Here is a 26,060-nt window from a genome sequence, read left to right as displayed (position 1 = left end):
CGCGGTGCCCGGGCCGAGGTAAGGGGATTCACTTTTTTATTTCCTGAGCTTCCATCTGTTCTGATGAATTCATACTGGTTCGGGGACGTGGAAGGCTCGACCTGTAGTCCGGCAGAGGGAGGTCTTGCCGCGATGCGGGATCGCATGCAAAGGATCGCGGCCGAACCGGAGCATTACACCCCGATCCAATGGGAGATGGTGGTCCGTTGTGGGATATTCCCCACCCGGGATGAGTACCTGGCGAGACTGCGCGAACTCTGCTTCTTCATGGCGGAACAGAAGATAGGGGAGCATTTCCAGCGCCCGGACATCGAGCTGCTCCAGATGGTCAGGGTTCTCGACGAACTGGACGAGGTGATCAATCTTCTCACCGAACGGCTCACCGAATGGTACAAGGTAAAAAAACCCGATTTCTCCAGGAAATACCGGAACCTCCCGGCAAAAAAGATGGTCGCGGTGATGAGGAGAGGACAGGGAGGTGTATTTCGCACCATGCTTGACGAGATCGAGAGAATGGGGGAACTCCGTACCTCCCTGATGCGGGATGTCTCCACACGGGCGGACCTGCTGATGCCGAACTGCAGCGCACTCGTCGGCGGGCTTGTGGCGGCGCGACTTCTCTCCTATGCGGGGGGTCTCCAGGAGCTCGCCCGGCTTCCGGGGAGCGCCATCCAAGTCCTGGGGGCACGGACCGCACTATTCTCCCATATCCGGGGGGGGTCTCCCCCGCCGAAACACGGGATAATATTCCAGCATCGGCGGGTCCACAATGCCCCGCTCCGGGTACGGGGGAGGGTATCCCGCACACTTGCTGCGAAACTTGGTATTGCCGCCCGGCTGGACTATTACCGGGGGGTTCCGGACGAGGAGTTCCTGCGCAGGGCAGATGAAGCCGTCAACCGGGCGGGAGAGGAACAATGATCTGGATCGAAGGAGTACTGGTCTCGGAGGGCGCCGGGGGTGTATACGGCGAGCGCATCCTGCAGGGATACCGTGTCTGGGACCCTTACCGAAGCAAGCTCGCTGCGATGTATTACCTCGGCGCCGGGCCTGAGCTCAGGCCCGACCAGACCGTCCTTTACCTCGGCGCGGCGAACGGGACCACTGTCTCCCATGTTGCCGATTATACCTCGGTGGTGTATGCGGTGGAGTACGCTCCGCGACCCATGCAGGATCTTTTGGAAGTTGCGAGAAGGAGGAAAAATATCGTGCCGATCATGGCAGATGCCACGAGGCCCATGGAATATGCGCCCCTGATGGAATCGGTGGACCTGGTCTACCAGGACGTCGCCCAACCCGGGCAGGTCTCAATTGCCCTGAACAATGCGGTATTCCTGAAACCGGGAGGAAATCTGGTGCTGGTCCTCAAGACCCGGAGCATCGACGTCTCCAGAAGTCCGCCGGATATTCTTGCCGAAGCAGAGGAGGCCCTTCGGTCCGGGGGCCTTCAGGTCAGACAATCGGTCTGGCTCACCCCCTATCACCAGGACCACGCGGCACTGATCTGTGCCAGGGATTAGCCTTTTTTTCCCGGACCGCCGGACCTCGAAATGTCCGGTACGTCCAATCCATGAATCCCGGACGACAGGGAGAATCCAGACTCCCAGGGTGAAGACGGTAAGAAAAGATAAAGGAAAAGCGATAGCCCGGAGCAGATTCGAACTGCTGTCGCGAGATCCAGAGTCTCGCATGATTGACCGCTACACTACCGGGCTTCCCGATGTACCTTATTTCCTTGGACATACAGGATAATTAATCTGACTGGTTGGACCGGATTTCCCGCCCTCAATCACGGGTTCCAGGGGCTTATCCCGCATGATCAGGGACATTTCCCGCACGCCCTGCATACCTCCGGGATAGGGCTGATTTTTGAACCTTTCCCGCAGAAAGGCTCGATATCGGTGATATCCCTCCTGAAATAGATGTGGGGGACGAGTGAAATGTGTGTATAGGAACCGCACGGGATCCCCAGTTGTCCCGCAATATATTCCTGCAGCGTTGCCAGTGCGAACATGTTCGCCCCTGCGGCGGTGAGCATGTCGTTGGACCGGAAGACCACTTTCATGTGCAGTTTCCCCTCCCTTATCAGGCACTGGACAAGCTGGAGGCAGGGACAATCGGCGAGTGTCTCATCGGTGGCAGGGTTCCAGGTTATTGCGATCGCCCTCCTGCTGACCGGCGACTCCCGGAGTTTATCCACAATATACTGTATCTGGTTCACGTGGACCGGAGTCCCCTCTTTTTCAAGGTGCTCTCCCCAGTTGAATAACCGGTCGTGATAATCATATTCGAACACACTCGCCGACCCGTTCAGCAGGTCCTGGGCATATTTCTCCATGAATTTTCTCTGGAACCGGGAGGAGGGGCTTATCATGGGCTCTCTTCCGGGCTCCTCCACCCGGATCGCCACCCCTTCGGCCTCGACTGTATCTTCACCGTCTTCGGTCCGGAGGATCCACCCTCTCTCGAGTATCGTCTTAATGACCTGTTCATGGGCATGTGAAAGGGTGGGGGCTCTGATACACCTCATACATGGTACTTGATCAGGTACGAGGTAAAGACTGCGGACCGCATCCGGGGGGGGGGCGCAGGCTCAGGACCGCTCCCGCTCGCTATCCCTGATACCGCAACAGGTAACTATATCCGGGCATTGAGCAAAATTATACGGTGTTTGCAATTCCTTTCGTTGCTGCGCGTGGGAGATACCGTTCTTCGTGCAATGACGGATTGGTGTGATCTTCAGGCCGGCAGTCCCGGGGCAGAAAAAACAGCGTTCCTCATACGAATTGTCGATTTTTCCCCGTACATTCCTCTATCCCAGGGGCTGATCGACCAAAAAGGATATATTAAGTGTTCCACTAATATTGAATCATATTCCGTTATTCGGAGTATGGAGCACAATGAACCGTAATTCGACCATTGTCGATGCGGTTCGGTCGTGTGCATTGGATTTGAACGTTCAGAATTTGGACATGAGTAAGGAGGACTCACATGATGACTAAGCGAATAGGCCTTGCACTGATTGCATGCCTTGCACTGGCGCTGCTGGTGCTGCCGGCCTCGGCCGTGGTGAATGTAATCAATCAGGGCGATGACGTGTTCATTGGTGAACAGGGATTAAACGTTGTCAATGCAACCGGAGGCTTCGCACAGATTGCCTGGTTCGCATCGGGAACCAACCCGAACACCGATGTACCCAATTCAGTAATATCTGTTGGAAACGCGGCTGACTTCTACATCGCGCCGTCCAACTTCGTTGGTAAGACCGGAAACTGGTACCGCTGGGATGGAACCAACCAGGGACAGGCATTCAATGTGAATGACCCCAACATCGCCCTGAAGATCTGGGACCAGAACAGCCAGAAGGATGTTTCCGGTAAGGCAGTTCCTGCAGGGAACATCGAGAACTTCAGGATTGAGAGCAATCTCTACACCATTGCCAACAGGCAGGGCTACAACCCCGCGACTGATGGCCAGATCACTATCAAGGTGAAGACCTCTGACGGTGCGGTGTACACTGCTCTTTACCAGACCACGACCATCTCTACGTCGTTACTCAAGGTCAACCTGAATGCCCAGCCGTTCTACTGGGTATCCACTGCACCCCTGGTCGGAGCACAGACTCCCTACGCAGGATGGAACACCGGTGCAGTTGACCAGCTCAATGCCCGTCTCTACAAGGCAGGTGTCTACACCTGTTGGGCAGAGTGTAACGTCAACCACATGAAGGACAACTACAAGGACCCCTCCGGCAACGACTACACCGGAAAGACCGTATCCGCGACCACGACCCTTACCATCGCCACCGACACCGTGAAGATCGAGGCGAGCAAGGACACCGTCGTCCGTGGAAACCCGTTCTCAGTAACCGTCACCGGGCGCCCCAACTCCAACTACTACCTGTGGATCAAGGGCACCGGACAGATGACCGGACTGCCGAACGACATGCCCCCGTTCATCGTACAGGACCAGAGCAACGTCAACCAGAACCCCCCCGCCGGCAGCTACACCGCCATTGACATCGGTGCCTACCAGTATGAGGGTGGCAATGGAAGGACCATCGCCCAGGACGTACCCGCGAACTGGGACGGTGTTGCATCCGGGACCTACTACTATGCATACATCCTGACCTCCGACAGCGGCACCCGGACCATCGGGTGGATGACCACTGCCGACACTAAGGATCAGAAGTACACCATCAAGGTCGAGCAGCAGCTCAGCCCCGGCGTTTACAAGAACGACGAGGTTGACGTGACTGTCGAGAAGGGAACTGTCACCATCGTGGCAGCCGGCGACCAGAACTACTTCATGGGACAGGAAGTCCAGCTCTCCGGTACCGACTCCGAGACTGACAACGTGTACCTGTTCATCACCGGTCCGAACCTCCCCGCAGCTGGCGGCAGGCTGACCGACCCCAGGACCCCCGTGGTTGACGGAGTCGCAAGCACCTTCGACAGTGCGGACGTCCAGGAAGACAACACCTGGTCGTTCAAGTGGCAGACCGCCAACCTGAACATCGATGCCGGTACCTACACCGTATATGGCGTTGCAACCCCCAACAACCGGGACAACCTTGGCAACACCCAGTATGGAACCGTATCCATCATCATCCGCAAGCCCTTCGTCGCTGCAACCGCCTCACAGTCTGTAGTGGCGGCTGGTGACAAGTTCTACGTCGACGGAACCGCAGAAGGCCAGCCCTCTCCGGGTGTCGCAATCTGGATCCTCGGCAAGAACTTCGTGAACTACAGCACTGTAAGCGTGAACTCTGACTCTACCTTCTCCAAGGAGATCAACGAGGGCGTCACTGCCAACATGGCAGCCGGACAGTACTTCGTCGTAGTTCAGCACCCGATGTACAACGACATCTTCGATGTGTACCCCAACACCGCAGTATTCACCTACGGCGGACAGACCTACGCACCGTACGACCTTGTACTCGGCAGCTACCCGTCCCCGAACTCTGTGCTGTTCAAACTCCAGGGACCCGGAAGCCTGCAGGGCTCTGACGCTGCAGAGGCACTGGTCCAGGCTCTGAACAACCCGAGCGTAGACGATACCTACACCAAGCTCCAGTTCATGATCGAGGCACCCACCATCAGGATCAACCCGATCGGCGAGCAGACCGTCGGTTCCAAGTTCACCATCAGCGGAACCACCAACCTGGCCGTCGATGACGAGATCCTCGTAGAGGTCGTTTCCTCGTCCTTCGCACCCACCCAGAAGACCCAGAGCGGAGAATTCAGCGGCGCCACCGGCACTGTAAAGGTGCAGAAGGGCACTGACGGATTCAACACCTGGTCCTTCCCGGTAGATGCAGCAACCTTCAAGCCCGATGAGTACATCGTGACCGTGTCCGGCATCACCGTGAGCCAGTCCGCGTCCGCGCTCTTCAACGTCGTTGAAGTGACCCCGACCCCGACTGCCACGCCGACTGCCCCGCCGACCACCGTAGTGACCACCGTGCCGACCACCGTTCCGCCAACCCCCACCCCGACCCCGACAACTCCGGGATTCGGTGCACTGGTTGCCCTGATCGGCCTTGGCGCAGTGGCATTCCTCATCGTGCGGAAGCACTAAACCCAACAATTTTTCCTTTTTTTTACAGCCCCGATTCATATTCCAGAGTGTACGGCATCGGGCTGTCCTGGTCTCCGGAACCCTGTAAGAATTTGTGCTACGTCCGGGTGTTCAGGAGAAGAACATATTAAGGGATTTTCCCAATGAACAGTATGGCAGCGTTCTCCGGCACGCCCCGGAGAGGCTGGTAGTTTTGGCTTGATAACCATGAAACTAACCGTCAAACTCATCGATATCGGCACCCACGAGGTGCTCCTGAACCTCGGGGATGCCAAGAATATCGGTGTCCTCACGAGCGACCGTGTACAGGTGTTGAACGAGCATACCGGGATATCGGTGGCTGCATTTGTGGACACCACCAACACGCTCATCCCCAAAGGGACTATAGGCATATACCAGCTCACCAACCGGAGACTCGGGCTCTCCGACGGTGATACGGTGGAAGTCAGGATGGCAGATCGCCCTGCATCCCTTCAGTTTATAAAAAAGAAGATGGACGGGGAGCGCCTGAATAAGGAAGAGACCCTGGAGATCGTCAGGGATGTGGTAAACGACACCCTTGCTCCGGCAGAACTCACCGCGTATATTACTGCAAGTTACATCAACGCCCTGGATATGGACGAAGTGGAGCATCTGACCCGTGCGATGGTGGAGACCGGGAACCACCTCACGTTCCACTCCCACCCTATCGTAGACAAACATTCAATAGGGGGAGTTCCCGGCAACAAGATCTCGCTCCTGGTGGTCCCCATCATCGCCGCAAGCGGTCTGAAAATCCCGAAGACCAGTTCCCGGGCCATTACCGGTGCAGGGGGGACCGCGGACCTCATGGAGGTTCTCGCCGGGGTTGAATTCTCGGCGGAGGAGGTCCAGCAGATGACCCTGAAAGTGGGAGGGTGCATTGTATGGGGAGGAGCGACAAATATCGCCCCCGCGGACGACAAGATCATCATCCAGGAGTACCCGTTCAGGATAGACGCCCGCGGCCAGATGCTTGCCAGCGTGATGGCGAAAAAATTTGCAGTCGGGGCTGACCTGGTGGTGATAGACATCCCTGTCGGGACTCATGCCAAGGTCGCCACGGTCCTTGAGGGGAGGAAACTGGCCAGAGATTTTATTGAACTCGGCGATCGTCTGGGAATACAGGTGGAGGCGGCACTGACCTACGGGGACTCCCCTGTAGGAAGGGCGATAGGCCCGAATCTCGAGGTCCGGGAAGCGTTGCAGATTCTCGAAGGGGCGGAGGTCCCCGGCTCCCTCTTCCAGAAGAGCGTTGCCATCGCCGGCATTGCCCTGGAGATGTCGGGAAAGGCCGCAAAGGGAGCAGGAAGTACGATGGCATCGGATATCCTCAAAAAAGGAGACGCCCTCAGTAAATTCCGGCAAATAATAGAGATCCAGGGAGGTGACCCCGGGGTCAGATCGGATGATATTCCCTCAGGCGAGTTCATGTTTGTGGTCAATGCTCCTGCGACGGGCTATGTTATCGAGCTCAACAACAAGTCCCTGATCAGCCTCGCACGATCTGCGGGAGCCCCCCATGACCGCGGCGCGGGAATTCTTCTCCATGCAAAGAAAGGGGCCCGGGTCAAGGCAGGAGAACCGATATTCACGATTTTCGCCGAGCGTTCCTGGCGTCTCCAGCGGGCGATAGAGGAGGGCAGGAGACTGATGCCGGTAGTAGTCGAAGGGATGCTTCTCGACCGGGTCCCCCATGAATCAAGATGGGAATAACCCCTTCTTTTTGATTGAATACACATTCCAGATATATAAAATGGGGGAAAAGACCAATGCTCCTATATAGAAGGAAAAAAGATACCTCATTATGCAAATCCGGATGCAGCACACCGCAATGCTTGCGGTCCTCTCTCTTTTTCTCATCGTCACCGTCGCAGGCGCAACAACGGTAGCGGTGAGTGTGTACGAGAAGGAGGGAAACATCACTTTTATCCCCCAGGCGTCGGTCTACGCGGACGGTGCCCCGGTGGGAAAAACCGACAGTGAGGGTATGCTGCAGTTTTCCCATCCCGGCATCTCGGATCTGACCGTGAAAGTGGTAAAGACCGGTTATGATGAATGGTCCGGCACACTGGGAGCGAATGCCACCAATCTCCTTGTCGAACTGATGCGAAAGAACCTTACCCTCAGTGTCCAGGTCTACGATGCCGATATGCTCACCCCGATATCCGGGGCCGAGGCGTACCTGACCGGCCCTGTCCTCTCCCAGCAGGAACAGACCAACGAACAGGGGCTCGCGGAATTCAGGGTCCTGGCCGGGGATACCTATACTATAAACGTCCGGGCCCCGAATTACCAGGCGAGAAGTGCGGACGTGGAGATGGCGCTGGACTCGAAATCGGTCCAGTTTCTCCTTTACCGGGATGACCGGTTTGCCTTGGTGATAAAGGACAGTGCGGACGGTTCCCCGGTGAAGGACGCCGAAGTATTCGTGGACGGGGTGAGCAAGGGTATCACCGACTCAAAGGGGGCGATCACTCTCGATCTTCCCCGGGGCAAGATTTACAATATAAGGGTTACCCGCGAGGGCTACGAGGAGTATTCGGATAAAGAGATCATCAGGGAAGAGGATGCACTCATTACCATACCCATCGACAAAGCGCGTTATAAGACGTTTGTGATGGTCTACGACCAGGAGAACCATCCTGTCGCCGGGGTTACCATCCAGGTGAACGGTTCCGGTTCTGCAGTCACGGACACGTATGGTAAGGTTTCAGTGTCGGATCTGCTCGCCGGAACGTACCTGATATCCGCCGCGAAGGAGGGTTACCAGCCTGCCAATACCACGGTTATGTTAACGTCGGACGGCCAGGATGTGATCCTTCCCATCAGGTTCGGACAGGCTTCGGTTCTGCTGTATGTCCAGGAGCCCGATGGCAAGATGGTGCCGGGGGCACAGGTGCTGATCAACGGGGAGGAAGCCGGGACCACCGATGCACACGGGCAATTCTCCACTCATATAACCGTCAATTCGCCGGTAGTGATCAATACCACGAAAGAAGGCTACCAGCCGGGAGGACTTGACCTTGTCGTGCCGTCAGGGAGCACCTCTGTCAGTTATACGGTAAACATGCAGCCGGATATGGACCTGGGACTCCTCTGGATAGTCGCTATTGTCGCGGTGATCGCGATAGCCGGTGTAGTGCTCGCCATCAGGTTAAAAAACAGGCGGACCTACAGCAGAGGACGAAGAAGGCTGTAATTTTTTTTTTTTGAAACGACCAGGAGACGGGGAACAACATTTCACATAATAGATTCCGTGGTATGAGAGAAACGGAGCGGACCCAGCGGGAATCGAACCCGCGTCCTTGGGTCCGAAGCCCAAGAGGATATCCTCTACCCCATGGATCCTCTCACCTTTTGGAATCGCAAGATATTAAGCATTTTCCGTGTGATACTGTAGCTATCCTATGATCCTGTCATCTCGCGAGATAGTCCGCCGCCTGGGAGAGAGCAGCCAGGAAGGAGAACTGGTGATAAGGCCTTACGGCGAAGAGTGCCAGCAACCGGCCTCTTACGATCTGAGGGTATCCGAGGATATGATCCTCCCGCCCGGGACATGTACCCTTGTGCCCAGCCTGGAATGGGTCGAGCTGCCTGCCGATCTCGCGGCAACGCTCCGCTGCAGGTCATCGTTCGGGCGAAGAGGAGTGATAATCACTGCAGGGTTCGTGGATCCCGGGTTTCGGGGTCAGCTGACCCTGTGCCTCGTAAATATGGGATCGGAGCATATCGCACTCCGTAAGAATGACCGCGTGGTGCAGATGATCCTGCATCAGGTATCCGATGGCGCACCGCTGTACGAGGGCCGCTACCAGGACAGCAAGGGTGCAATAGAAGCAAGGTAAGAACCATGTTGCGAACAGAGAGAAAGTATATCGAAATTCTCCGGATCCTGAAGGAGCACCAGGAACCGATGGGGGCGAAAAGGCTCTCAGAGTTGATGGCCGAACGGGGTTTTGTCCTCTCCGACAGGGCCGTTCAGTATTACCTCCGCTACCTCGATGACATGGGGTTCACAGAGAAGGTGGGCAACCTGGGAAGAGTCCTGACCCCCTATGGAATGGAGGAGACGGAGAGCGCTCTGGTGGGGGAGAGGATTGGATTTATCATCTCCAAACTGGAGCGGCTGGCATTCCGCAGCACCTTCGACCCTGTCACCGGGACAGGGGATGTTGCCTACAACCTCTCCTTTGTTCCCGAGGAACGTATCGAGGAAGTGCAGGAGACCTACGACAAGATCATAGCCGCACGGTGCGGCTTCTTCTCCTCCTACCGTATTATCGAGAACGATCCGCGGGTTCCGCACGGCCAGGCCGGGATAATGACCATTTGCAGCATTACCATGGACGGGGTATTCCAGCGCAGGGGCATCCCCGTACGGATGGCCTACGGGGGACGCCTGGCCATGGACCGGGGCAATCCTGTAGAATTCCGGGACCTGATAGGCTACCGGGGCTCTACAATCGATCCCCTCCAGCTTTTCATATCCGCGGGGCTGACCTCACTGTCCGAGTTCGTCGAAACCGGAACGGGTATCGCACTCGCAAACGTGCGGGAAGTCCCGGCCGCCGCCGAGAGCCAGGTAAAAGAGATCATTTCTCAGATGCAGAACGCAGGGTTCATGTTCCCGGTGGCAATGGGGACGCGGGCTTTCAATTTGAAATACGACCCGTACAGGCTCTCAATTATTTCATTTTCAGGTATGAACTTCATCGGATACACCGTGGAGAGAGGAATACCTATCAGGACCGAGATTGGGGCGGGAAATATTCCGTTCTCAAAGATAATGCAGTGAGCATTCCGGGGATGCTTTTTTTTCCCGGGATCACTGGAACCTGTCGGCCGGGGCCAGGTGAACTGCATATTCCCGGAAATAACGTCCCATGTGGTACCCGGTCTCACCGATTGCCGGGAGATCACGGGTAAATTACTCTTTTTCCAATGACAATGGCGAACCGGGTATGGGAATATTCGTCTCCCCTGCACCATCAGAAACGATAACGGTTTCATCCCCCGTGGATTGCGGAGGCCGGATACCCAAGGATCCCGGATGGTCGGCGAGGGAATACAGCGCTTCCACCCTGGGGATAGTCTCCACGCCGGCGAGTACGATCACCACCGCGAGGAACCTGCTGCTCTTCACCGGATAATCGCCCGCCCGGACTTCTCCCTGTACGGTCCGGTCGATCCATTTTCGGATGGTCATGTATCCCTTCATGCTCATCTCCTGGGTGGGTCCGGCAATGAGGACCAGGGCGTTCCGGGCGGACGAGGGATCGCATGGCACGGAGTTCTCTTCCTGCACCGCCCGTTTCGCAAGGTCTACCATCCGTGAAGCCTTTTTATAGGCCTCGTCCACTGATACCGATGCGGGGCGAAGGAGTGCCCGGGGTGAAAGATCCACTCCTCCCTGGACCACGGGTTCCACCGCATATCCCACTGTGATGAATCCCGAAGCCCGGATCGTATTCAGCACCTCACCCGCATCGAGCACCACTTCGGCGGGCTCGGCCCCGCTCTTCTCGGAAAACTCGCCCGCCCTGAAGAGCAGCCCTATGCGGCGGACGATGAGCATGTTCAGTTCCCTGTATATCATTTCCCGGATATCCGGGAGGGGTGCGGGCTTCTGAAAGGCAAGACGCCGCTGCTGCGTGGAGAGGGCTTCCTGCCGAAGTTCGACCTTCTCCCTGACCCGCGGGTACCAGAACTCGTTATCAAAAAGAATCAGGCCGTCGAGGATCGGTTTGAGGGACCGGATCTGTGCTCCCGCCCTGGCGGATGCGGCAGGGCCCTCGGCGGTGCAGGGAAGGGTGAACAGTCCGAATACCGGTTCAATCATTGCGGATCGGATGTGGGCCACCAGACGGGCGGCGTCGTCTACAAGCCCTCCCCCAAGGCCACCGCAAAGCACGATCGCATCGATATCTCCCGGATCGATGCCCTGGAGACGGGAGATGACCTCTTCGGGAACAACCGTCGAGATATATTCTTCCTGGTGGGTAAGGCCGAGCGGATGGAAGTAGAGTTTCTGGGATGCCGGGATTGTTTTCAGGTTTTCCAGGCTTTCGGCGTTTTTATCGACTGCAATCGCATTAACACAGCGTATCGTTCCTGAACGGAGATCGTTTTCGAGAAAGAGATCCACAAGTCGGCATCCGGCCCCTCCAAACCCCACCATCAATACCTGCATCTGTCCAAAGCCTCTCAACTGTCATGAGAACCCTGTAACGGGGCCAGGGTTCTCCAATGTGAAAGATATTCGTAATTGAAGGATTATAGTGTTTCTGATGGCAACCGGGTTAATCCGGTAAAATGCCGCCGTCTCCCGGACAAAAGGGTCATGTTCGGTGTCATTCCTCCCCGGTACGGCCCGAAATGTCAAGGGACGACAATGAGTGTCTGGCAAGTGCGATGGATATTGTAGCCGAACAACCCGTTCCGGAGTCAACTGTTGAAACCGGGAGTGGAAAAGAAAGGTGCAAAGTCACCCGGTGAAGGAAATCTCATTGCGCCTTACCTCTTTTTTTCCCGATCCCAAACCCGATCTGGCTGGAGCGTTCGTTATTCGCAATGATTCCGTGACAATATTTTCAAAATGTGAGCTTTAAATCATAATTTATATAACTCCTTGTTCGATAACTACTCCATGAGGTGAACGAACCTTGGTAACCTACGGAATAGAATTTGTACCGGGCAATGTCAATGTCAAGCAAGTTGTAAACATGTGTAAGCTTGCAGAGTCAAAGGATATTGACTTCGCCTGGATCACCAACCACTACAACAACCGCCACTGCTATCCGACCCTTGCCATGATCGCAGCGAACACCACCACCCTCAAGATGGGCCCGGGCATCATGAACGCCTTTACCGACACTCCTGCGGCAATGGCATCATTCGCCTGCACCCTCAATGAGATCTCCGACGGCCGTGCGGTGCTCGGTATCGGACCCGGTGACCTGTCCACCCTTCCCAAGCTGGCAATCCAGCCCGAGAAGCCGGTGGGAAGGCTCGAGGAAGCAATCGCCGTGATCCGGCAGCTCACCGCGGGCGAGGAAGTCAAGAAGCAGGGAAGGCAGTTCTTCGACTACGACGGTGCGAAGCTGACCGGTGTCAACCTCCCCGGAAAGAAGGGCATCCCGATCTACGTCGGCGCACAGGGCCCGAAGGTGCTCGACCTCGCCGGACGCGTAGGTGACGGTGCCCTGATCAACGCTTCAAACCCCAAGGACTTCCAGGTCGCAATCCCGATCATCAAGGCCGCATGCGACAAGGTCGGCAAGAAGGGCTTTGACGTCGGTGCCTACACCGCCATGTCCATCGACATGAACGAGAAGAAGGCAAGGAACGCGGCAAAGATCGTTGCGGCATTCATCGCAGCCGGGTCTCCACCCGACCTGATCGCACGCCACGGCCTCGACGCCGCAAAGGTGGCGAACATCAAGGCCGCCCTGGCAAAGTTCGACTTCAAGACTGCCGGGGAGAACGTCGACGACAAGACCGTCGATGCCTTCACCATTGCGGGAACCCCCGACACGGTAAAGCAGAAGTGCGAAGACCTTGCCAAGGCAGGAGTCACCCAGATCATCTTCGGATCCCCGCTGGGCCCCGACATGATCAACTCCATCCGCCTGCTGGGCAAGTACGTCGTATAAGACCAAGAGGGCCCGAATTCGGATCCCTCTATTTTTCCAAAACTGCTTTTATCCTGTGGGATCCACCCATCTATTTGAGTAATTGATGTTTTCGATTACAGAGATAAGGAACTCCGAAGGTGTGCTCCAGTTCAGGGAAGATCACCTCACCGGTCTCCGGTGCAAGATCTCCCCCGGGCGCCTGAAGCGAGGTCTCGACGCGCCCTATGTTCCCCCACCCGTCCAGGCAGGGTGTCCGTTCTGCAAAGATCAGATCCTCACCGCCACCCCGACCTTCCCAAACGGGGAACGGATATTCGTGGGGGAGAGTGTCACGTTTCCAAACCTGTTCCCGTTCGCGGAATGGCACACGGTTACCGTCATCACTCGTGACCACCTTGTCGATCGTTTCACGGTCCGCCAGCTCGCCGACGCATTGACCGGCCAGGTGAGATCGCTTTCCGATGCAAGGGGCTACCCGAGTATAAACTGGAACTACCTCCCCTCGGCAGGGGCGAGCATCGCCCATCCGCACCTGCAGGGCCTGGTGGACAGACGCCCCACCGTCCTTGCAGAGAAATATCTTCTCGGCTCCACGCGGTACAGGGTCAGGACAGGGCGCTGCTACTGGGAAGATCTGGTCGAAGGTGAAAAGGACTCGGAACGGTACCTCTTCGGGGACGAGATTACCTGGCTGGCATCGGCTGTCCCGCAGGGCGAACGGGAGGTTCGCGGGATATTGCCGGTTGCCTCTCTCGTAGATTTCGAATCATATGTCGTAGAGTTCGCCGAGGGGATAATCAGGGTGCTCGAATACTTCCGGACGCAGGGCACGCACTCCATTAATATGTCGGTGTTCTTCGATTCTCATCGGGGCGATGGAAGTTTCCGGGCATTTTCCTCGATGATATCGAGGATCAATCCGAATGGAATGTCGCTCGCGGACACCGCATTCATGGAACGGCTCCATCTCGAACCGGTGATCCTTACGCTCCCGGAAGAACTGGGATCGAATTTTCGAAAAATAGGATAATATTTTTTTCCCGTTTTATTCGGGCTTGCTGATCAGCTTGGTCTTGGCAACGATCACGCCGTCCTTCTTGTGGGGCTTGCGGACCACGCCATCGCCGGCCTTCTCGATCTCCCGGGCCTCATCGCAGAGGACCGCTGCTGCCCGCATCATCTCGTGGGCGCTGGTGACGATGGGAATATACTTCTCCCATTCCTTGGTCATGAAGCAGCCCTTCACGTTGACCATCGCAACTGACTGGGCGATCTCATAGGCAGCCCGTGCCTTTGCCATTGCGTAGGGGTTGGAAAACTCTCCGTCTACCGCCTTGTCCGAAGTCATGACGATCTTCGGCAGCACCAGGTCGGCTCCCTTCTTTCCGGCCTTCACCTGGTCGATGACCTGGTCGAGGGCGGCCTGCAGCTTCCTGAAGGCTCCTGTCAGAGCAAGGACCTTTACGAGGTTCCCGTTGTAGTCTGCCATCTCGACGGGGTCAAGGAATTCCCGGCGTGCACCGATCATGGCGTCGGCCTTCATGATGATGTACCCGAACTTGCTCTCCTTGATCTGCTCCCACTCCTTCTTGGTGGTCACGTCGTCGGTGATGACTACGCAGGGGATGCCGGACGCGGCAAGGCGCTCCCGGGCGCCGGTGGGTCCGGGAAGGACTCCGTTCGGGGAGACCACGATTGCGAAGTCAGGTTTCCAGGCGATCATGTTGTTGACGACCCGGTCGATGTCTTCGGGCTGCAGCTTCGTGCCGCTGGTCGCCATGAAGGTCTGCATGTCCTCACGGTCAGCTCTCTCGTCAAGCAGCAGTTCTGCCATGACACCGCTTGCAATATTGCCTAATTTAGCTACTCCAACTTTAACTACCATAGTACACCTCAAAATTTTTGGGTATAACAGTCAACTATTCGCACGTGCACATATAAATATTTTGAAATCCTCTTCACATTTTAAATTTCATTGCATTTTCACGTCTTTTTGGATTCCGATAGATTACACCGGGACGCCATGGCACGCAGGGAGTAGCCGGGGCGTGTACGCCCGAAGTTAACGAAAAGTGTTTAAGTTTACCATGCCTAAAGGGTAATAATGAAGGAAGGGCTGCTCACTGATCGCCAGAAGGAGGTGCTCAGGTACAGAAAGCAGGGTCTGACACAACAACAGATAGCGGATATAATCGACACGTCCAAAGCGAACGTGTGTACGATCGAGAAGTCCGCAATGGAGAACATCAGGAGGGCAAAGGAAACCCTTGACTTTCTCTATACGCTTGATGCCACGCATCTCTGCACAATACCCGCGGGATCCGATCTGCTCGAGGTTGCGCCGTTTATCTACCGTGAAGCCGCGAAACTGGGTATAAAGGTGAAGTATGACACGATCTCCCTGATCAACAAACTCAGGGAATCGTCCCCGGAACGCTTTAAAGCGCGCCACATCAGGGAAAATATTGAAGTGTATATCAACGAGGAAGGGGACCTCTATTTCGGCTGAACCCTGCCCCGGGTTCATGCAATTCCCGATATTTTCCCGGATGCTTACATAGGTTTATATTTAAATATCGTCTATTTCTATGGAAGCCTATATGAGGCCGGGGTTACGTGGGATATCCTGTATCGCCCCGATGCTTCTTCGGAAGGAGAAATGGATGAATTTCCTTCCTGGAAGCACCTGCGCGGGACAGCACCTCCGACCCGGGTTTCATAGCGGCACAGCCTCCTCTTGGGAGGAGGCTGCCGAGACGGAGTTGTGGGACATACTCACAACGGGCTGACATGGTGGATCTGACATCACGCAAGGGTGGACGTAAACCTTCACGGTACGAGCCCGCGTTTCCGAGAGGAAATACGCGTGATAAATCAGGATCTATTCGCGAGACCGGTAGTCTGGCATAATTGACCAGAAGATTCCATGGAAGGAATCGGAATGGAGCATGCGGGGAGAAGACCCTGGCTGTCCCGTGCGGCAGCCCGGGTCCGATAAGGACCCCGCGCTTTCATTTTCGTTCTTCGCGGGTCGCTCGACCCCCGACCGGGGACCACTCACGCTCGGTTCAGCCGGAACATTCGTTCCGGTAGTTCGAAAAGACAGGATCCGGGGATATATGATATCCCGGCGGATCCGGACGAGCAATCAGAAGGATGATTGGAACATGCCGAAAATAAACAGGCCACGAAGGGGATCCCTTGCATTCAGCCCCCGGAAACGAGCCAAAAGCCAGGTGCCGAAGTACCAGTCCTGGCAGGAGATTTCCGGGGCCCCGATGCTTCAGGGCTTTGCAGGGTACAAGGTGGGGATGACCCACGTGATCATGGTCGATGATCACAAGAACAGCCCCACGGAAGGGAAAGATATCATGGTCCCCGTGACCGTGGTGGAGATTCCCGCCATGAAGGTTGCCGCGATCCGTGTGTATTCCCGCGACACCTATGGAAAACACCCGCTGACCGAACTGTGGGCCGACAACCTCGACCCGGCGCTTGCGGGACGTATCTGCATGCCCCGGAAATACGACAGCGCGAAGGCAAAGCAGGCAATCACGGATGCGTTATCAGCCGGAAAGGTCGCAGAGGTCTATGCCCTGATGCACACCCAGCCGGAGAAGATCACAGGGGTTCCCAAGAAGGTCCCCGATCTGATGGAGATACGCGTCGGCGGTGGGACCGTTGACCAGCAGTTCGAGTTTGCACTGGGGGTGCTCGGGAACGAGGTATCCTTTGGCAACACGATCCAGACGGGAACCTACGCGGACATCACCGCGGTCACGACCGGCAAGGGGACCCAGGGCCCTGTAAAACGCTGGGGAGTTGCGGTCCGCAAGCGGAAGCACTCCCGCGGCGGTAAGAAACGCCACGTCGGCACGCTCGGTCCCTGGACCCCCCACCACATCCGGTGGCAGGTCCCCCAGACGGGACAGATGGGTTACCAGCAGAGAACGGAGTTCAACAAGCGCATCCTGAAAGTCGGAGAGAATGGTGACGAGATCACCCCCGCCGGCGGTTTCATCAACTACGGACTTGTGCGTAACTCCTACGTGCTGGTAAAGGGATCCATTCCCGGACCGATCAAGCGGCTTATCAGGATCAGGCCCGGAGTCCGGCAGGGTGAACACGTCGCACGGCAGCCCACGATCGAGTACGTGAGCATGCAGAGCAAGCAGGGGTGAGGATGCAATGAATGTACAGGTACGAGCACTGGACGGGTCGGTTGCGAAGGAAATGGAGCTCCCTGAGGTGTTCTCGGAAGAATACCGCCCCGACCTGATCAAGAAGGCCGTGCTGGCACTCCAGAGCACCAGGCGCCAGCCACACGGAACCTACCCTTATGCCGGGATTAACCATTCCGCGGTAGGGTGGGGGAGCGGAAGAGGCGTTTCGCACGTCCCCAGGTTGAAGAACAGCTCCCGGGCGGCGAAAGTCCCCCAGGCAAAGGGAGGACGACAGGCCCACCCCCCGAAGGTGGAGAAGGTCCTCATCCGGAATATCAACAAGAAGGAGAAGCAGAAGGCGCTCCGTTCCGCAGTGGCGGCAAGCATCAGGGAAGACCTGATCCAGGCCAGGGGTCACCGCTATGAGGGTCAGGTGCCGGTAATCTTCGAAGACCGTTTCGAAGAGCTCTCCAAGACAACCGAAGTGATCAACGCCCTGACCGCGGCAGGAGTCTTTGCCGATGTGGAACGTTCCAAGGTCAGCCGCAAGGTCCGTGCCGGGAGGGGCAAGCTCCGTGGCCGGAGATTCAAGCAGCGGAAGAGCCTGCTGATCGTCACCGCAGACCAGCCGCTCCGGGCCGCGAAGAATCTGGCGGGAGTGGATGCGGTCACCGTCGGCCAGTTGAATACCGAGCACCTTGCGCCCGGAACCCAGGCAGGACGCCTGACGATCTGGACGGAAAGTGCGCTTCTGAAACTGGGAGGGAAGTGAAATGGTCCTGAAATATCCGTTTGTTACGGAAAAAGCGATGATGATGCTCGAATCCCAGAATAAACTCCAGTTCCTGGTCGACAAGGAAGCGACCAAGAGCCAGATCGCAAAGGAGATCACGCGGTCCTTCGGCCAGGAAGTCAAGAGCGTCAGGACCGTCATGACCGCGAAGGGAGAGAAAAAGGCGATCATCAGCTTTACGAACGAAAAGGCCGCTGAAGAGGTTCTCAGCCGGCTGGGCATAATGTAGGTGTGAGCCATGGGACATAGAATTACAACACAAAGCAGGGGTAAAGGAGGTCCAACGTACAGGGCTCCTTCCCACCGGTACAAGGCCGCACTCAGACACGTAGGGAGCGGGGACGAGATGGTGAAGGGTACGGTGATCGACATCGAGCACGACCCGGCCCGTCACACCCCGATTGCCCTTGTCCGGCTCGAGGACGGACAGAAGATATACATGCTGGTCACCGAAGGGATCGGACTTTCGGACCAGGTCTCCTGGGGGCCCGGGTCAGAGGTAAAGAACGGGAACACCCTTCCGCTCGGTGCAATCCCCACCGGGGCGTATATCTGCAATATCGAGGCCAGGCCCAATGACGGAGGAAAATTCGTCCGTGCCAGCGGGGTCCAGGCAGTGGTCGTCGACAAGACCGGCGACCGCGTCGGTGTGCAGATGCCGAGCGGCCAGACCAAGTGGTTCAACGCCCGCTGCAGGGCAACTATCGGGATTGTAGCCGGCGGAGGGCGCGGAGAGAAACCCTTCGTGAAGGCCGGGAACAAGTACCACAAGATGCGCAACACCGCATCCAACTGGCCACGAGTCCGTGGAGTGGCCATGAACGTGATCGACCACCCGTTCGGCGGGGGAGGTCACCAGCATCCGGGCAGGCCTAAGACTGTTGCCAGGGGGACATCCCCCGGAAGGGTTGTCGGGCATGTTGCGGCCCGTAAGACCGGGCGAGGCAAGAGGTAGGGTGGCTTATGGCGAAGAAGACACAGAAGAGACTGCCGCGACGGCGTGAGGAATTCACCTATCACGGGTTCAGGCTTGAAGACCTGCGCAATATGGGCAGGGAAGAACTTATGGCCGTAATGCCGAGCCGGGCCCGCCGAAAGATGATCCGGGGTTTCTCCCGGAATGAAGAGCAGCTGCTTTCCCAGTTCAGGGAAGGCGAACACAAGATCAGGACCCATATCCGGAGCATGCTCATTCTCCCGGAGATGGTGGGAAGAGAGGTCGAGATCTACAATGGCAAGGAGTTCATGAAGGTCGAGATCCAGCCCGAGGCGGTCTTCCACTATCTCGGCGAGTTCGCGCTCACCAGGAGGAAAGTTGCACACGGGTCTGCCGGTATCGGGGCTACCAGGTCGAGCAAGTACGTGCCCCTGAAGTGATGACCATGGCGAGAGTAGCATATTCCAAAGTATTCGAGGGGGACAACTTAGCCCGGGGAAAAGCAAACGAGCTCCCCATCTCCCCCAAACATGCGATCGAGATCGCCCGGTTCATCAGGAACAGGCGCACCAGGGAGTCGATCGAGTACCTGAACCAGGTTGTGGCGCAGAAGAAGGCCATCCCGTTCCGGAGGTTCAACCGGAACGTCTCCCACAAGAAGGGCCTCTCGGGATGGGACGCAGGGAGATACCCCCGGAAAGCGTCGATGGCGTATATCAAGCTCCTCCAGTCGGTGGAGAAGAATGCCGAATACCTGGGCCTCGACCCCGAGAACCTGGAGATCATCCATGCATCCGCCAACCGCGGCCGGGGGATGAAGGCGTTCTTCCCCAGGGCGATGGGCAGGGCAACCCCCAAGGCACGGGAAACGGTGAACATCGAGATAGTCGCACGGGAGGTGCAGTGATATGGCAGTAGAGAGGAAATTCGTGGCCGAAAGCGTCAAGAAAGCCCTTGTCGAACGCCACCTCCTGAAGGAACTGAAACGGGCCGGTTTCGGGGGCATGGACCTCCAGCGCACCCCGCTCGGGACCCAGGTGACCATCTTTGCAGAAAAGCCGGGTATCGTGATCGGGAAGGGCGGAAAGGTCGTCAGGCAGCTGACCCAGGACCTTGCGACCGACTTTGCCGTGGAGTCTCCCCAGATCGAGGTGCAGCAGGTCCCGAACCCGTCATTCAACGCCCAAATCATGGCCGAAAGGCTTGCGAATGCGCTCGAGCGCGGTTGGTACTTCAGGAAGGCCGGGCAGAGCATCATCCGCAGGGTAATGGAGTCGGGTGCGCTCGGCTGTGAAGTCATCATCGCCGGGAAACTCACCGGTGCACGGGCGAGGACCCAGAAGTTCACCCAGGGGTACATCAAGCACTCCGGGGAACCGGTCAACACGATCGTGGAGAAGGGCTTCGCGGTGGCGGTAAAGAAACTGGGAGTCATCGGGGTGCAGGTAAAGATTATCCCGCCGGGTTCCGTACTTCCCGACCACTTCGAGATCAAAGACCTCCCGAAGGAGAAACAAAAACCGAGCCCGGAGATTGTCGTCACCCCCGTGGGCGAGGACGTTGACGAGGATATTGACCTGGACAACTCGCCAATCCCCGAGGAAGAATACCTGGAGGAGCGCTAAATGGCAATATTTCGCGCAAAAGACGTCCAGCAGCTCTCTGACGTGGAGCTGCAGGAACAGATGGAGAAGCTCCGCATGGAGCTCATCCAGCACAACGGGAAGGTCAGCGCGGGAGGCGCCACCGAGAACCCCGGAAGGATCCGGGAACTCCGGCGGACCATCGCCCGCATGATGACCGAGAAGAACAGGAGGTTTCGGGAGGCATGATCTCCCCCCAGAACATCCACCGGCACGAACTCATCGGGCTTGATGTTCTGGTAACGGGAGCCAGCAACCCCTGTGTAACAGGGATTTCGGGCCGGATCGTCGATGAGACCAGGAACATGCTGGTCATCGCGGGAGAATCAGGAACGAGGCGGATCCAGAAGAAAGGAACCGTTTTCCTGCTGAAGCTCCCCGATGGGGTCCTGGTGGAGATAGAAGGCTCCGTGCTGGTCATGGCACCTGAAAAACGGATCAACTTGCAGCTGAAAACCAGAGGTAAATAATGGCAACTAACATCGGATTAAACGTCAAGGCGCCGGAGCAGGCGTGCGAAGACGTAAATTGTCCGTTTCACGGCACTTTACCGGTGCGCGGCCAGGTGATCACCGGTAAAGTCGTGAGCGACCGGATGATGGGGACGGTAGTAGTGCAGCGGGACTACTTCCACTACGTGCGGAAATACAACCGTTACGAGAAGAGGAGTTCCAAATACCATGCACACAACACCCCCTGCATCCAGGCGAAGGTCGGCGACATGGTAAAGATCGCCGAGTGCCGCCCTCTCTCCAAGACCACCACGTTCGTGGTTGTGGAGGTGCAGGCCTCATGAAGGCGAAGCAGTCAACCATCCCCCGGGCTCTCGAGACCGGGACCCGGATGGCCTGTGTGGACAACACCGGCGCCCGCGAAGTGGAGGTAGTCTCCGTCTTCGGGTATCACGGCGTACGCCGCAGGCAGCCCAAGCTGGGCATGGGCGATCTTGCGACAGTGAGCGTGAAGAAAGGAACCCCCGATATGCGCAGAAAACTTGTGCGCGCGGTCGTAATCCGGCAGAAGAAAGAATTCCGCCGGCCGAACGGTATGAGGGTCTCCTTCGAGGACAATGCGGTCGTCGTGGTAGATGAGCGGAACGAGCCGCGAGGGACCGAGATTAAGGGGCCGGTCGCCAGGGAAGTGGCCGAACGGTTTCCCAAGCTCGGTACCCTTGCGACCATCATCGTGTGAGGCGGAAAGTATGGTAAGAATCGAGAGCAGTCAGCCAAGGAAGCAGAGAAAGGCCCGTTACCAGGCCCCTCTGCACATGAAAGGCAAATTCCTTTCCGCCCCCCTGGACTCCACGCTTCGCGAGCAGTACCGCACGCGAAGCGCCAGGGTAGTGAAGGGAGACACGGTGAAAGTACTCAGAGGTTCGTCGAAAGGAACCGAGGGTGTGGTAGACCTGGTCGACGTGGGGAAGTCCCGCATCGTCGTACAGGGAGTCTCGGTCAATAAGGCGGACGGAACGGAAGTTCCCCGGCCGATAGACCCCTCCAACGTCAAGATCACCAAACTGAACCTCAAGGACCCGAAGAGAGCACAGAACCTCGGGGAGCGTGCATAATGTCAGAACATCTCAAGCGGCTCGTCGCCCCCGATGCATGGCACGTGCCCAAGAAGGCCACCAAGTTCATCACCAAGACCGCACCCGGGCCCCACAACGCGAATGCATTGCCCGTTGCGGTCTGGCTCCGCGACCAGATGGGTCTGGCCCGGAACATGAAGGAGGTCAAGCAGATCCTCGGGCAGCGGGACGTCATCATCAACGGCAAGCCCTGCAGGGACCCGAAGATGGGAATCGGGATCTTCGATATCATCGCAATTCCCGCAATCGGTAAATATTACCGTATCCTTCGCGACAAGAAGGGCCGGCACAAGACCATCGAGATCGATTCCGAGTCGGCGAAGAGCAGGCTTGCCAAGATCCGGAACAAGACCATTGTTCCCGGCGGCAAAGTCCAGCTCAACCTCCGGTCGGGTGCGAACATCCTCGCGGACAACAAGTACAAACCCGGTGACTCGGTCGTCATCTCCCTCGAAGAGAACAACCGGTTCGCCATCATGGACCATTTCCCCTTCGCAGTGGGCAATATGGCCATGGTCATCGGTGGAAAGCATTCCGGGAAAGTGGCCCGGATCGTGACGATCGATAAGATCGCCGGCAGCGTACCCAACCGGGTCACCCTCGTGGATGAGTCCACCGGGGACCGCTTCGACACCATCGACGAGTACATCTACATGGTGGGACGCGAGACCCCGGCGCTGACCGAATGGGGGATTGAAGAATGAACGCGATGCGGCAGGTGTATGTCGACAAGGTAGTGGTCCACATGGGTGTCGGTGAAAGCGGAGAGAAGCTCACCAACGCCATCGACATCATGAAGGCCATTACCGGGAACACGCCGGTAAAGAGCATTGCCAAGAAGACCCAGCCCGCGTTCGGGATCCGCAAAGGAGGCCCCATCGGGTGCAAGGTCACCCTGAGAGGGGCGAAGGCCGCAGGATTCCTTGAAACTGCGCTCAACATCGTTGAACGGAGAATTTTCCCGGGCCAGTTCGACAGGATGGGCAATTTCTCCTTCGGGATCGAGGAGCACACCGACTTCCCGGGAATGTCGTACGATCCCCAGATTGGGATCTTCGGGATGGACATCAACGTGGTCCTCGCCCGGAGAGGCATCAGGATAACACGGCGCCATATCGAGCAGAAGAAACTGCCCCAGAAACAGCAGGTGGGTGCAGAGGACGCGATCGCCTTCTTAAACGAGAAGTACAAGGTGGAGGTGCGATGATGGGCGGAGAGAGAACGAAGAAATTCGGCCGCGGGGCACAGGAGTGCAAGATGTGCGGACGGAAACAGGGACTGGTACGCAGATACCATATCATGTTCTGCCGCCAGTGCTTCCGTGAATGGGCCCCCAAAATGGGCTTTAAAAAGATGAACTGAGGTGAATCTGGTCATGGCAAGACAAAATACAATCGCCGATGGGATGTGTACCCTGAAGAATGCGGCAGACGGCGGCAAGTCGAGCTGCATCATCGAGCCCGCCAGCAAACTCCTCGGTTCGATGTTCCGCTGCATGCAGGACGGGGGATACATCAACGGCTTCGAGTTTATTGAGGACGGCCGGGGCGGACAGCTCCTGGTCCACCTCAACGGCAAGATCAACAAATGCGGAGCGATCACCCCCCGCTACTCCGTGCAGCATTCTGAGCTTGAATACTGGGAAGTCCAGTACCTCCCCGGGAAGAACTTCGGCATGCTGATCCTTTCCACCTCCAGGGGCGTGCTCACTCACGAGCAGGCCCGGAAGGAAGGTATCGGCGGCGAACTGCTGGGGTACGTCTACTGAGGTGGATCGATGACAGTAGAACGGACCGTTGCAATCCCCAAAGGCGTCTCAGTCGAGATCGCGGGGAACATGCTCAAAATCAAGGGGCCCAAGGGCCAGCTTGAGAGGAACGTAAGGTTCCCGGCAATCACCGTCAGGGTGGAAGGGGACGAGGTCGTTATCACGACCGAGTCCGACAGGAAGAGAACGGTTGCGATGGTGGGAACCATCGCTGCCCATGCGAAGAACATGTGCACCGGGGTGACCGAGGGGTTCGAGTACCGGATGAAGGTGGTATACAGCCACTTCCCAATCCAGCTCAAACTCCAGGGCAACCGCCTCGAGATCGTCAACTTCCTCGGTGAGAAGAAGGCTCGCTACGCCCAGATCCAGGAAGGAGTGAAGGCGAACATCGGCAACGACGAGGTCGTGCTGACCGGGATCGACAAGGAGAAGGTAGGAATCAGCTCAGCGAATATCGAGCACGCCACCAAGATCCGCTACCGGGACCCCCGTATCTTCCAGGACGGGATTTATATCGTGACCAAGGGGTGAGGAAGAATGGCTGACGAAATTCGAAGACTAATTCGGGCACGGGCGGCAAAAGGAGCCAGGTTCAAGAGGGACGGCTTCGGGAAGAAGGAGCAGCTCTCCGCTTCCTGGAGGAGGCCCCGCGGGCTCCACAATAAACAACGCCGCCAGAAAAAGGCGAAAGGCGCACTTCCCACCCCCGGGTTCGGCAGCCCGGTCGCGATCAGGGGAATGCATCCAAGCGGGTACCGGGAGGTACTGGTGTTTTCTCCCGGCGAGCTGGAAGGCCTTGACCCCGCGACCTTCGCCGTCAGGATCGGCGGAAGCGTGGGGAACAGAAAGCGGATGGAGATCCAGCAGCAGGCGCTCTCGGCAGGCCTCAGGGTCCTGAACCGGAAAGAGATCGCGGTCGCTGAAGCGGCAACAGAAGAGGTGTCAGAGAATGACTGACGCGGCCAACCAGAGAAGGCTCGCGGCCTCGCTCCTGAAATGCGGGATGAACCGGGTATGGTTCGATCCCGAACGCGCCGCGGATATCCAGAACGCAATCTCACGTGAAGACGTCCGGGCACTGATCGACGAGGGCGCGATCGACGCCCGCCAGCCGCGTGGCAACAGCCGCGGACGGGCCCGGGCCAAGATCGCAAAGCGCTCTTACGGTCACCGGAAAGGCCCGGGAAGGAGAAAAGGCGCGGCAGGGGCAAGAAACCCGAGCAAGCGCCAGTGGATACAGAAGATCAGGGCGATCAGGAAAACTCTCGCGGAAATGAGGGATTCCCAGCAGATAGACCGGCACATGTACCGCATCCTCTATCGCAAGGCGGCGGGAGGACAGTTCAGGAACGTGGCCCATCTTAAAGCCCAGATCGAATTACAAGCCGGGAAGGTGAAGTAAATGGCAACAGGACCAAGATATTTCGTTCCTTTCCGCCGGCGCCGCGAAGGGCGAACGAATTACTACCGGAGGACCAAGCTGGTGGTCTCCGACCGGCCACGCATGGTGGTCCGGAAATCAAACCGGCACATTACCATTCACCTGGTAACCGCGGAACTCGACGGGGACCGGACCATGATCATGGCCCATTCCTCCGAGCTCGCCAGATACGGCTATACCGGATCGACATCCGGCACCCCTGCAGCATACCTTACCGGGATGCTCTTTGCAGTGAAAGCGCTCAATGCGGAATGCGAGGGCGCAGTGCTGGACATCGGACTTCATCGCGCAACCAAGGGGGCGAAAGTATTCGCCGCCCTGAAGGGTGCGGTGGACGCCGGGCTTGACCTACCTTACGGCGAGGAGATCCTTCCGGACGAGAGCCGCCTGAAAGGGGCGGTCATTGCGGAATTCGCTCCGGAACGTGCCGGGAACCTGGTGCAAAATGTCGAACAGACGATTGACGCCATTATGAAGGAGCTGGAGTAA

Annotated in this window: 33 protein-coding genes and 2 tRNA genes; 30 read left to right on the top strand and 5 right to left on the bottom strand. The window is 57.3% G+C overall.

The genetic code is table 11. The features are described 5' to 3' along the window. Positions 1-63: 63 nt before the first annotated feature. Entirely contained in the window at positions 64-921 is an 858-nt protein-coding gene (locus J2741_RS05445; RefSeq protein WP_209673998.1) for an RNA-processing protein, read from the top strand. Continuing rightward, on the top strand, positions 918-1,520 hold the full coding sequence (locus J2741_RS05440; protein WP_209673997.1) for a fibrillarin-like rRNA/tRNA 2'-O-methyltransferase: 603 nt from the start codon (positions 918-920) through the stop codon (positions 1,518-1,520). The genes J2741_RS05445 and J2741_RS05440 overlap by 4 nt, the downstream gene beginning before the upstream one ends. A 122-nt stretch (positions 1,521-1,642) precedes the next feature. On the opposite strand, the gene J2741_RS05435 is transcribed toward J2741_RS05440, so the two are convergent. Next, a tRNA-Gln gene (locus J2741_RS05435) sits at positions 1,643-1,715 on the bottom strand. A gap of 104 nt (positions 1,716-1,819) precedes the next feature. Continuing rightward, on the bottom strand, positions 1,820-2,530 hold the full coding sequence (locus tag J2741_RS05430) for a thymidylate synthase (protein WP_209673996.1): 711 nt from the start codon (positions 2,528-2,530) through the stop codon (positions 1,820-1,822). A 461-nt stretch (positions 2,531-2,991) separates the two neighbouring features. Between J2741_RS05430 and J2741_RS05425 the strand changes: the two genes are divergently transcribed. From J2741_RS05425 to J2741_RS05415, 3 genes are all read left to right on the top strand, one after another. Further along, positions 2,992-5,580 (top strand): MEMAR_RS02690 family S-layer glycoprotein, encoded by a 2,589-nt coding sequence (locus J2741_RS05425; RefSeq protein ID WP_245249419.1) that lies wholly within the window; start codon positions 2,992-2,994, stop codon positions 5,578-5,580. A gap of 207 nt (positions 5,581-5,787) precedes the next feature. Further along, complete coding sequence (locus J2741_RS05420) at positions 5,788-7,314, top strand: AMP phosphorylase (RefSeq protein WP_209673995.1); 1,527 nt, start codon at positions 5,788-5,790, stop codon at positions 7,312-7,314. Positions 7,315-7,405: 91 nt separating this feature from the next. Further along, on the top strand, positions 7,406-8,800 hold the full coding sequence (locus J2741_RS05415) for a carboxypeptidase-like regulatory domain-containing protein (RefSeq protein WP_209673994.1): 1,395 nt from the start codon (positions 7,406-7,408) through the stop codon (positions 8,798-8,800). Between the two features lie 77 nt (positions 8,801-8,877). On the opposite strand, the gene J2741_RS05410 is transcribed toward J2741_RS05415, so the two are convergent. Continuing rightward, positions 8,878-8,949: transfer RNA gene (locus J2741_RS05410), tRNA-Arg, on the bottom strand. A 59-nt stretch (positions 8,950-9,008) separates the two neighbouring features. Here J2741_RS05410 and J2741_RS05405 point away from each other — a divergent pair. Further along, the gene (locus J2741_RS05405) at positions 9,009-9,446 is read left to right on the top strand and encodes a dCTP deaminase (protein ID WP_209673993.1); all 438 of its coding nucleotides are present in this window, start codon (positions 9,009-9,011) and stop codon (positions 9,444-9,446) included. 5 nt (positions 9,447-9,451) lie between these two features. Then, a complete protein-coding gene (locus tag J2741_RS05400; RefSeq protein ID WP_209673992.1) occupies positions 9,452-10,396 on the top strand; it encodes a DUF128 domain-containing protein in 945 nt (314 codons plus the stop codon). Between the two features lie 132 nt (positions 10,397-10,528). Here J2741_RS05400 and J2741_RS05395 read toward each other — a convergent pair whose 3' ends face one another. Further along, a complete protein-coding gene (locus J2741_RS05395; protein WP_209673991.1) occupies positions 10,529-11,779 on the bottom strand; it encodes a hypothetical protein in 1,251 nt (416 codons plus the stop codon). 544 nt (positions 11,780-12,323) lie between these two features. Here J2741_RS05395 and J2741_RS05390 point away from each other — a divergent pair. Beyond that, positions 12,324-13,253, top strand: a complete 930-nt coding sequence (locus J2741_RS05390; protein WP_245249416.1) for a 5,10-methylenetetrahydromethanopterin reductase — start codon at positions 12,324-12,326, stop codon at positions 13,251-13,253. A gap of 85 nt (positions 13,254-13,338) precedes the next feature. Next, a complete protein-coding gene (locus tag J2741_RS05385) occupies positions 13,339-14,265 on the top strand; it encodes a galactose-1-phosphate uridylyltransferase (RefSeq protein ID WP_209673989.1) in 927 nt (308 codons plus the stop codon). Positions 14,266-14,280: 15 nt separating this feature from the next. On the opposite strand, the gene J2741_RS05380 is transcribed toward J2741_RS05385, so the two are convergent. Then, the gene (locus J2741_RS05380; RefSeq protein WP_209673988.1) at positions 14,281-15,120 is read right to left on the bottom strand and encodes a F420-dependent methylenetetrahydromethanopterin dehydrogenase; all 840 of its coding nucleotides are present in this window, start codon (positions 15,118-15,120) and stop codon (positions 14,281-14,283) included. Positions 15,121-15,339: 219 nt separating this feature from the next. On the opposite strand from J2741_RS05380, the gene J2741_RS05375 reads away from it, so the two are divergent. From J2741_RS05375 to J2741_RS05275, 21 genes are all read left to right on the top strand, one after another. Next, complete coding sequence (locus J2741_RS05375) at positions 15,340-15,744, top strand: Tfx family DNA-binding protein (RefSeq protein WP_209673987.1); 405 nt, start codon at positions 15,340-15,342, stop codon at positions 15,742-15,744. A 658-nt stretch (positions 15,745-16,402) separates the two neighbouring features. Beyond that, positions 16,403-17,416, top strand: coding sequence for a 50S ribosomal protein L3 (locus J2741_RS05370; RefSeq protein WP_209673986.1), 1,014 nt, complete (start codon positions 16,403-16,405; stop codon positions 17,414-17,416). A 7-nt stretch (positions 17,417-17,423) separates the two neighbouring features. Continuing rightward, positions 17,424-18,170 (top strand): 50S ribosomal protein L4, encoded by a 747-nt coding sequence (gene rpl4p / locus J2741_RS05365; protein WP_209673985.1) that lies wholly within the window; start codon positions 17,424-17,426, stop codon positions 18,168-18,170. Position 18,171: 1 nt separating this feature from the next. Further along, entirely contained in the window at positions 18,172-18,420 is a 249-nt protein-coding gene (locus J2741_RS05360; RefSeq protein WP_209673984.1) for a 50S ribosomal protein L23, read from the top strand. 9 nt (positions 18,421-18,429) lie between these two features. After that, a complete protein-coding gene (locus tag J2741_RS05355) occupies positions 18,430-19,146 on the top strand; it encodes a 50S ribosomal protein L2 (protein WP_209673983.1) in 717 nt (238 codons plus the stop codon). A gap of 8 nt (positions 19,147-19,154) precedes the next feature. Next, positions 19,155-19,568, top strand: a complete 414-nt coding sequence (locus tag J2741_RS05350) for a 30S ribosomal protein S19 (protein ID WP_209673982.1) — start codon at positions 19,155-19,157, stop codon at positions 19,566-19,568. Between the two features lie 5 nt (positions 19,569-19,573). Then, a complete protein-coding gene (locus J2741_RS05345) occupies positions 19,574-20,035 on the top strand; it encodes a 50S ribosomal protein L22 (RefSeq protein WP_209673981.1) in 462 nt (153 codons plus the stop codon). A gap of 1 nt (position 20,036) precedes the next feature. Then, positions 20,037-20,753, top strand: coding sequence for a 30S ribosomal protein S3 (locus J2741_RS05340; protein ID WP_209673980.1), 717 nt, complete (start codon positions 20,037-20,039; stop codon positions 20,751-20,753). Next, the gene (rpmC, locus tag J2741_RS05335) at positions 20,754-20,960 is read left to right on the top strand and encodes a 50S ribosomal protein L29 (protein ID WP_209673979.1); all 207 of its coding nucleotides are present in this window, start codon (positions 20,754-20,756) and stop codon (positions 20,958-20,960) included. Further along, entirely contained in the window at positions 20,957-21,241 is a 285-nt protein-coding gene (locus J2741_RS05330; RefSeq protein WP_209673978.1) for a ribonuclease P protein component 1, read from the top strand. Before rpmC ends, J2741_RS05330 begins: the two co-directional genes overlap by 4 nt. Next, positions 21,241-21,567 carry a 30S ribosomal protein S17 gene (locus J2741_RS05325; protein WP_209673977.1) on the top strand — a complete coding sequence of 109 codons (327 nt, stop codon included), beginning with the start codon at positions 21,241-21,243 and terminating at the stop codon, positions 21,565-21,567. The genes J2741_RS05330 and J2741_RS05325 overlap by 1 nt, the downstream gene beginning before the upstream one ends. Continuing rightward, a complete protein-coding gene (locus J2741_RS05320; RefSeq protein ID WP_209673976.1) occupies positions 21,564-21,962 on the top strand; it encodes a 50S ribosomal protein L14 in 399 nt (132 codons plus the stop codon). Before J2741_RS05325 ends, J2741_RS05320 begins: the two co-directional genes overlap by 4 nt. A 10-nt stretch (positions 21,963-21,972) precedes the next feature. After that, positions 21,973-22,338: a 50S ribosomal protein L24 gene (gene rplX / locus J2741_RS05315; protein WP_209673975.1), complete on the top strand. Its 366-nt coding sequence runs from the start codon at positions 21,973-21,975 to the stop codon at positions 22,336-22,338. Further along, a complete protein-coding gene (locus J2741_RS05310; protein WP_209673974.1) occupies positions 22,338-23,063 on the top strand; it encodes a 30S ribosomal protein S4e in 726 nt (241 codons plus the stop codon). Before rplX ends, J2741_RS05310 begins: the two co-directional genes overlap by 1 nt. Next, positions 23,060-23,566 carry a 50S ribosomal protein L5 gene (locus tag J2741_RS05305; RefSeq protein WP_209673973.1) on the top strand — a complete coding sequence of 169 codons (507 nt, stop codon included), beginning with the start codon at positions 23,060-23,062 and terminating at the stop codon, positions 23,564-23,566. The genes J2741_RS05310 and J2741_RS05305 overlap by 4 nt, the downstream gene beginning before the upstream one ends. Beyond that, the gene (locus J2741_RS05300; RefSeq protein WP_209675525.1) at positions 23,566-23,721 is read left to right on the top strand and encodes a 30S ribosomal protein S14; all 156 of its coding nucleotides are present in this window, start codon (positions 23,566-23,568) and stop codon (positions 23,719-23,721) included. The genes J2741_RS05305 and J2741_RS05300 overlap by 1 nt, the downstream gene beginning before the upstream one ends. Before the next feature lie 13 nt (positions 23,722-23,734). After that, positions 23,735-24,127, top strand: a complete 393-nt coding sequence (locus J2741_RS05295) for a 30S ribosomal protein S8 (RefSeq protein WP_209673972.1) — start codon at positions 23,735-23,737, stop codon at positions 24,125-24,127. A gap of 9 nt (positions 24,128-24,136) precedes the next feature. Then, positions 24,137-24,661: a 50S ribosomal protein L6 gene (locus J2741_RS05290; RefSeq protein ID WP_209673971.1), complete on the top strand. Its 525-nt coding sequence runs from the start codon at positions 24,137-24,139 to the stop codon at positions 24,659-24,661. A 6-nt stretch (positions 24,662-24,667) separates the two neighbouring features. Further along, positions 24,668-25,087: a 50S ribosomal protein L32e gene (locus tag J2741_RS05285; RefSeq protein WP_209673970.1), complete on the top strand. Its 420-nt coding sequence runs from the start codon at positions 24,668-24,670 to the stop codon at positions 25,085-25,087. Further along, positions 25,080-25,532, top strand: a complete 453-nt coding sequence (locus tag J2741_RS05280; RefSeq protein WP_209673969.1) for a 50S ribosomal protein L19e — start codon at positions 25,080-25,082, stop codon at positions 25,530-25,532. Before J2741_RS05285 ends, J2741_RS05280 begins: the two co-directional genes overlap by 8 nt. Beyond that, entirely contained in the window at positions 25,533-26,060 is a 528-nt protein-coding gene (locus J2741_RS05275; protein WP_209673968.1) for a 50S ribosomal protein L18, read from the top strand.

It is taken from the genome of Methanolinea mesophila, from assembly GCF_017873855.1.
GTDB classification, from domain to species: Archaea; Halobacteriota; Methanomicrobia; order Methanomicrobiales; family Methanospirillaceae; genus Methanolinea_B; species Methanolinea_B mesophila.
This window is presented reverse-complemented; position numbering and strand designations above follow the sequence as displayed.